A 9,483-nucleotide genomic window follows, 5' to 3' on the forward strand; every position below is an offset into this window, starting at 1 on the left:
TGCGGGTGGGGGGGGGGGGGGCGGGGGCCCCGGCCGGGGGTGGGGGGTGGCGCTCCCCGGCGGGGGGGGCGGACGACCCCCCCCGGCCCGCGGTGCTCCGCGACCAGGCCGGCAAGACGCCGTACGACGAGATCGCCCGGCTCCGCGAGGCGGGGCTGCTGGCGCTGCTGATCCCCGTCGAGCACGGCGGCGGGGGAGCGGGCTGGTCAACGGCCTGTGCCGTCGTACGGAAGATCGCCGCGGCCGACGGCGCGATCGGCCAGGTGCTCGGCTGCCACTACCTGCTGTCCTTCAGCGCCCGCTTCTTCGGCGGGGCCGATCTCGCCGCCCGGGTGGAGCGCGAGTCGGCGGCCGGGCAGTGGTGCTGGGGCGGCGGTCTCGCCCCGTGCGAACCGCGGCTGACGCTCACCTCAGGGAGGGACGGCCGGCTGGTGAACGGGCGCCAGGGGTACGCCACCGGCGTGCTGGTCGCCGACCGGCTGGCCGTCCGCGTCACCCACGCCGACACCGGCGAACCGCTGGCCGTGCTCGTCGACACCGCCCACCCCGGCGTGGTGTGCGGCGACGACGGGGACACCTTCGGGCAGCGGCTGGCGGCCGGCGGAAGCGTGGAGTTCGACGCGGTCCCGGTCGGGGATGACGCGGTGCTCGGCCCGCTCTCCTGGGACGAGGACACCCTCTCGCCGTTCAGCGGGCTGGCCGCGCCGACCGGCCGTCTGGTCTCGGCGCAGATATGTCTCGGGATCGCGCAGGGGGTGCTCGCCGAGGCCCGCGAGTACACCAGGGCGGTGCACGCGCCCTGGCCGCACACCTCCCCGCGCGATCCGTACGCGCTGACCACCTACGGGGAGCTCACCGTCGCCACCTTCTCCGCCGCCGCCCTCGCCGACCAGGCGCTGGAGGCCCTGGACGGCGGGCTGGTGCGCGGTGAGGACCTGACCGACGACGAATGCGCCGAGATCACCGTGCTCGCCGCCGCGGCCGAGGCCGCCGCCTCCCGGGCCGCCCACGACGCCACCGCCCGCGCCCTGGACGTCGTCGGCGCCCGCTCCGCCTCCTCGGCCTACGGATTCGACCGCTTCTGGCGCAACGCGCGCACCCACACCCTCTACGACCCCGTCGCCCACCGGCTCCACGAGGTCGGGGACTACTTCCTCAACGGCGAGCACCCCCCGTTCACCCTGCCCTTCTGACGGCCCGGCGCTCAAGGGGCGGATAATCAGCGCATGCGGATCTCGGCGAAGGCGGACTATGCGGTGCGGGCGGCGTTGGAACTGGCCGCGACGGAGGGGGACACCTCCGTCAAGGCCGAGGCGATCGCCGCCGCGCAGGGCATCCCGCACAAGTTCCTCGAGGGGATTCTGGGCGATCTGCGCCGGGGTGGTCTGGTGGCCAGCCAGCGCGGCGGCAAGGGCGGCTACCGGCTGGCCCGCCCGGCGGACACCATCAGCATCGCCGAGGTGATCCGGGTGGTCGACGGCCCCCTGGTGTCGGTGCGCGGAGTGCGCCCGCCCGAGCTGTCGTACTGCGGACCGGCGGAGTCGCTGCTGCCGCTGTGGATCGCGGTACGGGCCAACGTACGCAAGATCCTCGGCGAGGTGACCCTCGCGGAGGTGGCCGCGGCCAAGCTGCCCGACGACGTCCTGGGGCTCGCCGAGGACCCGGAGGCGTGGACCAACCCCTAGGCCCGGGGCCGCTGAGTGCTCCGCTGGAAGTGTCGCGATGCGTCGTCGGCCGACTGCGGCGCCGTCGTGATTGGTCGCCCACGCGGCGGAGCCGCATATCGACACAGCCGCGGCGGAGCCGCATATCGACACAGCCTCGCGCCCCTTCGGGTCGCCCTACGAGCCGGCGTCCAGGCCGTCGACCATGCGGTCGAGCAGCCGGGCGAACGTGGCGTCGGGGGTGAGCGGGCGTGCCGGGGCGGAGAGGGCCTCGGCGAGTTCCGGATGGTGTCCGTCGGCGGCCACCGCGGCGAGATAGCGGGCTTCGGCGGCGGCCCGCTCGGGTGAGGCGGAGAGCGCGGCCTGGGCGATCTCGTCGGCGACGAGCCTGGCGGCGAAGCCCGTGATCAGGCTGAACACCTCCAGCTTCGCACCGCCGTCCAGCGCGGTGGGCCGCAGGGCGGCGAGCGCGTGTTCCAGGAAGGCGAGGGTGTTGGGCCCGAGGGACCAGCGGCGGTTGAACAGCGCGGTGGGCAGCCAGGGGTGGCGGAGCATCAGGGCGCGCTGGGCATGGGCGATGGCCTTCAGATCGGCACGCCAGTCGCCGGTCAGCGGGTCCGGCGGTGACAGCTCGCCGCTCACATGGTCGACCATCAGCTGCAGCAGCGTCTCCTTGTCGGGGGCGTAGCTGTACAGCGACATGACCCCGGCGCCGACCTCGGAGGCCACCCGCCGCATGGTGACCGCGTCGATTCCCTCCGCGTCCGCGAGGGCGACCGCCGCGGCGGTGATCGCCGCCCGGCTGAAGGCGGGTTTGCGCCCCTTGCGGGGGCGGTCGGAGTTCAGCCACAGATGCTGGGGGTCGACGCCTCCGGCGTCGGACCCGTCACCGCGCACCACGACCTGATCGCTCCTTCCCCGCATGGCGATGTGCCCCGCCATGGCGACGTGCTCCGCCATGGCGACTTGCGGAATCCATCCAAGCATCTACTATTCTCGTACGCGGTACGGGATTAGTGGAGGGGGAACGCGGGATGACGTCACACACGCGCGACGGAGTGTCCGGGGCCACGGACGGCGGGGCCGGAACCACCTGGGTCGCGCCCTCGGGCAGGCCGCCGCTGTCCGCACGGATGATGAGGGCGACCTGGCGCGGCCTTCCGGCCAAGCGGTACGAGGCGGGATGGGAGCCGGACCTCGGGGTCCCGGCCGCCGACGGCAGCCTCCTCCGCACGGACCACTACTTCCCCCGCGCGGACGGCGACTTCCCCACCCTGCTGGTGCGCTCGCCCTACGGCAGGGGAGTGCCCTGGTCACCCATGTACGGCGTGCTCTTCGCCGAGCAGGGCTTCCATGTCGTCCTCCAGAGCTGCCGCGGCACCGGCGGCTCTGGCGGCGAGTTCCACTTCTGGCGCAACGAGGCGGCCGACGGCCGGGCCACCGTGGACTGGCTGCGCGACCAGCCCTGGTTCAACGGCGCGCTGGGCACCCTCGGGCCGAGCTATCTCGGCTATGTGCAGTGGGCGCTCGCCCTGGATCCGCCGCCGGAGCTGCGGGCGATGGTGGTGCAGGTCGGTCTGCACGACCCGCACGCCCTGTTCCACCGCGACGGCGCCCTGCGACTGGAGAACGCGCTGCTCGTCGGCTCCGGTATGACCTCCCAGCACCGGGGGTTCGGCCCCTTCGTACGGGCCACGCTGCGGCTGCGGCGCCACTTCGCGGAGATGACCCGGGCGCTGCCGCTGCGCGGCTCGTACGTCCGCGGGCTCGGCGGTGAAGTGCCCTGGCTGGACGAGGTGATGTCCCACCCGGACGCCGGCGACCCGTTCTGGGAGGGCGCGTCCACGGGTGGCGTCGCGGCCACCTCGCGCGTCCCCACCTGTCTGATCAGCGGGTGGCATGACGCCCTGGTGGACCAGACCTTCGAGCAGTACGGCCGACTGCGCCGGTCCGGCTGCGACACCTCGCTGCTCGTCGGCCCCTGGACCCACGCCTCCGCGCTCCAGAAGGGCTGGCCGGAGGTCTTCGCCGAAAGCCTCGCCTGGCTGCGCGCGCATCTGTGCGACGACCCCTCGGGGCTGCGCCCGGCCGCGGTGCGGGTGCACATCGGCGGTCAGGGGCACTGGCGGGACCTCGCCGAGTGGCCGCCGTCCCCGGCCGTCGGCCAGTGGTTCCCGGCGGGTGACGGGCGGCTCGTCCGGCAGCCGTCCGAGGCGTCCGTCCCGCTCGCCGCCTTCCGCTACGACCCGGCCGATCCCACCCCGTCCATCGGCGGGCCACTGCTCTCGGCTAGCGCGGGGAGCCGTGACAACGGCGACCTCGAGGGGCGCCCCGATGTGCTGACGTTCACCAGTGAGCCGGTGAAAGAGCCGATGGACGTCCTCGGCCCGGTGGCCGCCCGGCTGCGGATCTCCACGGACACCGGGTACGCCGATGTCTTCGCCCGGCTCTGCGACGTCGACGAAAGGGGCCGCTCGGTCAATGTGTGCGACGGGCTGGTGCGGCTGCCCACCACACCGGCGCACCCTCTGGAGGTCACTGTGCCGATGAGCTCCACCGCCCACCGCTTCGCCCCCGGCCACCGGGTCCGTCTGCAGATCAGCGGCGGCGCCCACCCGCGATTCGCCCGTAACACCGGAAGCGGCGAGCCGACGCTCGACGCGACCACCCTTACGCCCGTGCGCATCACCGTGCACGGGGGCTCGGCGCTGGAACTGCCTCAGGTCCGCGCCGAACGATGAAACGGTCGCTGGCGCGCGGGGGGCGTCAGCGGCCGTCTCATCCGTCCACCACTCATCCGTCCACCACATAGCCGAGGGCCTTGTCGACCACATTGCGCAGCGGGCGGCCCTCGCGCCGTCGGAGCAGATTGTCGAGGAAGAGTTCGCCCAGGTCGGCGCGCCAGTCCGTGACCTCGCCCGCGGTGTGCGGGGAGATGATGACCCCCGGCATCTCCCACAGAGGCGATTCCACCGGCAGCGGCTCATGGGTGAAGACATCCAGCGCCGCCCCGGCCAGCCTGCCCTGGGCCAGGGCGTCGACGAGGGCCTGCTCGTCGACCAGCGGGCCACGTCCGACGTTGACCAGCCGTGCGCCCCGCTTCATCGCCGCCAGCACGGGCGCGTCGACCATGCCACGGGTGGCGGGGGTGAGCGGGGCGGCCAGGACCACATAGTCCGCCTCGCCCAGCGCCTCGCGCAGGCCCGCCGGGCCGTGCACCACGCCGAAGTCCGGGTCGGCGGTCCGTGGTGTGCGGCCGGCGCCGCTGACCCGCATGCCGACCGCTCGCAGCAGCCGGGCGACGGCGCGTCCGATGGAGCCGGTGCCCCAGACCAGGACCGTACGGTTGCCGATGCGCTCGCTGTCCGAGGGCCGCCACTCCCGGCGGCGCTGATGCTCCCAGGTGCCGGGGAAGTCCTTGGCGAGGGAGAGGATCAGCCCCAGGACGTACTCGGCGATGGGCCGGTCGTAGACGCCCCGCGCGTTGGTGAGCACCACTTCGGGGTTGCCGGTCAGTGCGGGGAAGAGGAACGGCTCCACTCCCGCCGCGGCCACATGCACCCAGCGCGGGGCCTTCGCCGGATCGTCCGGCCAGGCGCCGGCCACCGCGGAGGTCAGCGGCCACCACGCGAGCAGGGCGTCCGCGCCGGGGAGGAACAGCGGCAGCTCCTCCTCGGTGGCGTACACCGTCTCGGTGAGGGACTCGATCCGCGCCCGGTTGGGCGGCAGATGGTCCCGGTACAGAACGACCAGCCGGTCAGCCACGTCCGGCTCCCACGGCGGCCGCGGCGGTGGCATCGGTCATGACGGGGCTCCCACGGGCGTGACGGGTACGGGCGGACGCCTCAAGCGTGGCCGAGACCACGGCAGTGGACAACGGACAGAGTGTCCACCCGATGACGAGGGACGGAACACGGTGGACGTTGACGGTGGCCGACGGCTGAACCAGGGTGATGGCCAGCCGGAACACGCCACCGGTCGCTCCGGAGCCCATCCCGTCCCCGTCTCCCCGGAGCCCATCCCCGTCCCCGGGGCGCGACCCGCCCCGCAGCCGGTACCCCCGCCGTAGGCGTCCGTCCCCACCGCGTACCCCGCCGTGCGTGTCCACCGAATGCTTGATCCACGAGGCCCGCCACCGCCCCGGCATCGGCCAGCGCCGCAGCGCCCCTCCTCGTCCCCAGGAGATGCAAGCATGTCCCTTCCCAGAACGTCCCGCGATCCCTCCCGAGAGCCCCTCCAGGGCTCCGCCGCCACTCTGGACAACGCCCCCGTCACCGCCTTCCACCGCAGGATGGTCGCCGTCGCGATGGGCGGTCCGTTCTGCGACGGCTATCTGCTCGGCATCATGGGGGTGGCACTCAGCCTGATCACCCCGGCCCTGGACCTGGACACGATGTGGACCGGGCTGGTGGCGGCGTCCGTCCTCGTCGGTGTCTTCCTCGGCGGTGCGGTGTTCGGCCCGATCACCGACCGGGTGGGCCGCCATCTGATGTATGTGCTCAACCTGGTCGCGTTCGTGATCGGCTCCGCGCTGCAGTTCTTCGTCACCGAGGCGTGGCAGCTGGTGGTGCTGCGGCTGTTCATCGGCATCGCGATCGGCGCCGACTACCCGATCGCCTCGGCCCTCACCACCGAGCTGGTGCCGCGCCGGATGCGCGGCCCCGCCCTGTCCGGGCTGGTCCTGGCCTGGTGGGTGGGGTACGGGGTCAGCTTCTGGGGCGGCTGGCTGCTGCTGGGCACCGGCGACGACGCCTGGCGCTGGATGCTCGCCTCCGGCGCCGTCCCCGCCGTGCTCTTCCTGCTTCTGCGGGCGGGCGTTCCCGAGTCGCCGCGCTGGCTGGCGTCGCGGGGCCGGGTGGAGGAGGCCAGAGAGGTCGTACGCCGCCACCTCGGCCAGGAGGTCAGTGCCGAGGAACTGCTGGCCGAGGTCCGCCAGGACCGGCGTGGCGGCTCCGGGCTCGGCAACCTCGCCGAGATCTTCCGCCGTGGCTACGGGATCCCCGTGCTGTTCTGCTCGCTGTTCTGGATCTGCCAGGTGGCGCCGGCCTTCGCGGTGCGGTCCTTCCAGCCGCAGATGCTGGAGTCCTTCGGGGTGACCGGCACCTTCGGCGCCAGCGCGCTGATCACCACGCTCGCGGTGGCCGGAACGGGCCTGGGGCTGGTCGTGGTCAACCGCATCGGCAGGCGTCCGCTGCTCATCGGCAGCTTCCTGTGCGTCAACATCTCCCTGATCGCGCTCACCGTGCTGCCACTGCACTACGCGGCCCTGGTGGTGGGCCTCTTCGCCGCCTTCCAGTTCTTCGAAGCGGCGGGCAGTGGGCTGCAGTTCGTCTACCCCAGCGAGCTGTTCCCCACCGACCTGCGGGCCACCGGCGTCGGCATCGCCACCGCCATGAGCCGGGTGGGCTCCGCCTCCAGCACCTTCCTGCTCCCGATGGCCACCGCCGACCTCGGGGTCCGCGGCACCCTCGCCATCGGGGTGGCCATCACGCTCATCGGCCTGGTGGTGTCCGTCGTCCTCGCCCCCGAGACCAAGAACCTCGGCCTGGCCGAAGCCAGCAGCCGCGCCTGACCATCTGGCAAAAACCGTTCACTGGAAAGGACTCGCCCATGCGCAAGCTGGTCTCCTTCGACTGCTACCGCACGCTCATCAACTTCGACACCCGCACCGCCACCCATGAGATCGTCAAGGACCGGCTCGCCGAGCTCGGTGTCGACCCCGAGCAGTTTCACCACGACGCGTATGTGATGCGCTTCCAGGGCGTCCTGGACGAGTACCTGCCCTACCGGGAAGTCGTCCGCCGCACCCTGCGCAATGTCATGACGCTGCACGGCCTGGAGTACCGGGACGAGGACGGCGAGGCGCTGATCGAGGCCATCAAGAAGTTCACCCCCTTCCGCGAGGTCCCCGACGCCCTGCGCCGCCTCAAGGGCGAGTACGACATCGCGATCCTCTCCAACAGCGAGGACGACCTGATCACCTACGCCGTCGAGGCGCTGGGCGTGGACTTCGACTACGTGCTCACCGCCGAGCAGGCCGGTGCCTACAAGCCGCTGCCGCAGGCGTTCGAGTACCTCATGAAGGCCACCGGCCGGGGCCCCGAGGACATCATCCACACCGCCCAGGGCTGGGAGTACGACATCATGCCGACCAAGCGGTACCCGGGCATGCGGCGGATCTGGGTGAACCGCTACGGCTTCCCCGGCTCGGATGCCTTCCAGCCGTACGAGGAGATCAAGGACCTGGCCGCGCTGCCCCCGCTGCTCGGCGTCTGAACCTCGCCCCGGCCCCACCGCCACTCATCCCACCGCTCTTCGCCGCGAAGGGAATCCATGACCGCCACCACGGCCGGCCGGCCGGCACCGGTCAACGGCCGCGTCGCCCACTGGTTCGCCGAACTCCCCACCCCCCGCCCGGCGTTGCCCGGCGACCGCGACGCGGATGTGTGCGTCGTCGGCGCCGGACTGACCGGGCTGTGGACCGCGTACTACCTCAAACACGCCGACCCCGGTCTCCGGATCACCGTCCTGGAGGCCGAGTTCGCCGGATTCGGCGCCTCGGGCCGTAACGGCGGCTGGGCCTCCGGGCTGATCCCCGGCGCCCGCGACCGGATGGCCAGGGCCTACGGCAAACCAGCGGTCCTGGACTGGCAGCGGGCCATGAACGAGACGGTGGACGAGGTGATCGACGTGGCCGCCCGCGAGGGCATCGACGCGGGCATCGTCAAGGGCGGCACCCTGCGCGTCGCCCGCACCCCCGCCCAGGCCACCCGGCTGCGCCACAAGGTCGAACAGGACCATGAGTGGGGAGTGGCCGACTCGGTGCTGCTCACTCCCGCCGAATCCGCGGCGCGCATCCGTATCGACGGGGTCACCGCCGCCGCCTTCACCCCGCACTGCGCCCGGTTGCAGCCGGCCGCCCTGGTCCGCGGCCTCGCCGACACCGTCGAACGGCTCGGTGTCACCATCCATGAGAAGTCCCCGGTCACCGCCATTGAACCGGGCCGTGCGATCACCGCGCACGGCACCGTACGGGCCCCCGTCGTGCTCCGGGCCACCGAGGGGTTCACCGCGTCCCTCAAGGGGCTGCGGCGCGCCTGGCTGCCCATGAACAGCTCCATGATCGTCACCGAGCCGCTGCCCGCCCGGATCTGGCGGGAGATCGGCTGGGAGGGCCGGGAGACCCTCGGGGACACCGCCCACGGCCATATGTACGCCCAGCGCACCGCCGACGACCGGATCGCGATCGGCGGGCGCGGGGTGCCCTACCGCTTCGGCTCGCGCACCGACCACGAGGGGCGGGTCGGCGAGCGCACGATCGGCGAGCTGACCCAGACGCTGGAGCGGATGCTGCCGCAGACGGCCGGGGCCCGGGTGGACCACGCCTGGTGCGGGGTGCTGGCCGTACCCCGCGACTGGTCCGCCACGGTCGGCCTGGACCGGGCCACCGGGCTCGGCTGGGCCGGTGGGTACGTCGGCCACGGAGTCACCTCCACCAATCTGGCCGCCCGCACCCTCACCGATCTGGTCCTGGCCCGTGACACCCGGCTCACCCGGTTGCCATGGACCGGCCATGCCCCCGGCACCTGGGAGCCCGAGCCGTTCCGCTGGCTGGGGGTGCGCGGCCTGTACGTGGCCTACCGCCTCGCCGACCGCCACGAGGCGGGCGGACGTGTCCGTACCTCACCCATCGCCACCATCGCCGACCTCATCGCACGCCGCCCGTGAGGCCGGGCGCCGGCGGGGCGCCCCCGCCGCGCGGGGCGCCGCGGGGGGGGGGGCGCGGCCGGCGGGGGTGTAGCGGGGGGGGCTGGGGGGA

General features: G+C 73.1%; 9 protein-coding genes. 6 read left to right on the top strand and 3 right to left on the bottom strand.

Features of this window, described 5'->3' with window-relative positions; genetic code table 11:
* Positions 1–5 precede the first annotated feature (5 nt).
* Positions 6–1,193 (top strand): acyl-CoA dehydrogenase family protein, encoded by a 1,188-nt coding sequence (locus tag ACFXB5_RS12570; protein WP_385206148.1) that lies wholly within the window; start codon positions 6–8, stop codon positions 1,191–1,193.
* A gap of 33 nt (positions 1,194–1,226) precedes the next feature.
* Positions 1,227–1,685 (top strand): RrF2 family transcriptional regulator, encoded by a 459-nt coding sequence (locus ACFXB5_RS12575; protein WP_385206077.1) that lies wholly within the window; start codon positions 1,227–1,229, stop codon positions 1,683–1,685.
* A 156-nt stretch (positions 1,686–1,841) separates the two neighbouring features.
* On the opposite strand, the gene ACFXB5_RS12580 is transcribed toward ACFXB5_RS12575, so the two are convergent.
* A complete protein-coding gene (locus ACFXB5_RS12580; protein ID WP_385206151.1) occupies positions 1,842–2,588 on the bottom strand; it encodes a TetR/AcrR family transcriptional regulator C-terminal domain-containing protein in 747 nt (248 codons plus the stop codon).
* A gap of 212 nt (positions 2,589–2,800) precedes the next feature.
* Between ACFXB5_RS12580 and ACFXB5_RS12585 the strand changes: the two genes are divergently transcribed.
* Positions 2,801–4,405: a CocE/NonD family hydrolase gene (locus ACFXB5_RS12585; RefSeq protein ID WP_385206153.1), complete on the top strand. Its 1,605-nt coding sequence runs from the start codon at positions 2,801–2,803 to the stop codon at positions 4,403–4,405.
* A gap of 52 nt (positions 4,406–4,457) precedes the next feature.
* Here the strand turns inward: ACFXB5_RS12585 and ACFXB5_RS12590 are convergent, their stop codons facing one another.
* Complete coding sequence (locus ACFXB5_RS12590; protein WP_385206078.1) at positions 4,458–5,429, bottom strand: D-2-hydroxyacid dehydrogenase; 972 nt, start codon at positions 5,427–5,429, stop codon at positions 4,458–4,460.
* Entirely contained in the window at positions 5,422–5,658 is a 237-nt protein-coding gene (locus ACFXB5_RS12595) for a hypothetical protein (protein ID WP_385206080.1), read from the bottom strand. Before ACFXB5_RS12595 ends, ACFXB5_RS12590 begins: the two co-directional genes overlap by 8 nt.
* A 198-nt stretch (positions 5,659–5,856) precedes the next feature.
* Between ACFXB5_RS12595 and ACFXB5_RS12600 the strand changes: the two genes are divergently transcribed.
* From ACFXB5_RS12600 to ACFXB5_RS12610, 3 genes are read left to right on the top strand one after another with little or no spacing between them, the layout of a single operon-like run.
* On the top strand, positions 5,857–7,236 hold the full coding sequence (locus ACFXB5_RS12600; protein ID WP_385206084.1) for an MFS transporter: 1,380 nt from the start codon (positions 5,857–5,859) through the stop codon (positions 7,234–7,236).
* 38 nt (positions 7,237–7,274) lie between these two features.
* Entirely contained in the window at positions 7,275–7,940 is a 666-nt protein-coding gene (locus ACFXB5_RS12605; RefSeq protein ID WP_385206087.1) for an HAD-IA family hydrolase, read from the top strand.
* A gap of 57 nt (positions 7,941–7,997) precedes the next feature.
* On the top strand, positions 7,998–9,392 hold the full coding sequence (locus tag ACFXB5_RS12610; RefSeq protein ID WP_385206090.1) for an NAD(P)/FAD-dependent oxidoreductase: 1,395 nt from the start codon (positions 7,998–8,000) through the stop codon (positions 9,390–9,392).
* Positions 9,393–9,483 lie beyond the last annotated feature (91 nt).

Origin of the sequence: Streptomyces sp. NPDC059455, from assembly GCF_042750115.1 — a bacterium.
GTDB lineage: Bacteria > Actinomycetota > Actinomycetes > Streptomycetales > Streptomycetaceae > Streptomyces > Streptomyces endocoffeicus.

Bases quoted from the DNA above. Each gene is read 5' to 3' on its own strand.
- ACFXB5_RS12575 (WP_385206077.1), top strand. From the start codon at position 1,227: ATGCGGATCTCGGCGAAGGCGGACTATGCGGTGCGGGCGGCGTTGGAA.
- ACFXB5_RS12580 (WP_385206151.1), bottom strand. From the start codon at position 2,588: ATGCGGGGAAGGAGCGATCAGGTCGTGGTGCGCGGTGACGGGTCCGAC.
- ACFXB5_RS12585 (WP_385206153.1), top strand. From the start codon at position 2,801: ATGAGGGCGACCTGGCGCGGCCTTCCGGCCAAGCGGTACGAGGCGGGA.
- ACFXB5_RS12595 (WP_385206080.1), bottom strand. From the start codon at position 5,658: ATGGGCTCCGGAGCGACCGGTGGCGTGTTCCGGCTGGCCATCACCCTG.
- ACFXB5_RS12600 (WP_385206084.1), top strand. From the start codon at position 5,857: ATGTCCCTTCCCAGAACGTCCCGCGATCCCTCCCGAGAGCCCCTCCAG.
- ACFXB5_RS12605 (WP_385206087.1), top strand. From the start codon at position 7,275: ATGCGCAAGCTGGTCTCCTTCGACTGCTACCGCACGCTCATCAACTTC.
- ACFXB5_RS12610 (WP_385206090.1), top strand. From the start codon at position 7,998: ATGACCGCCACCACGGCCGGCCGGCCGGCACCGGTCAACGGCCGCGTC.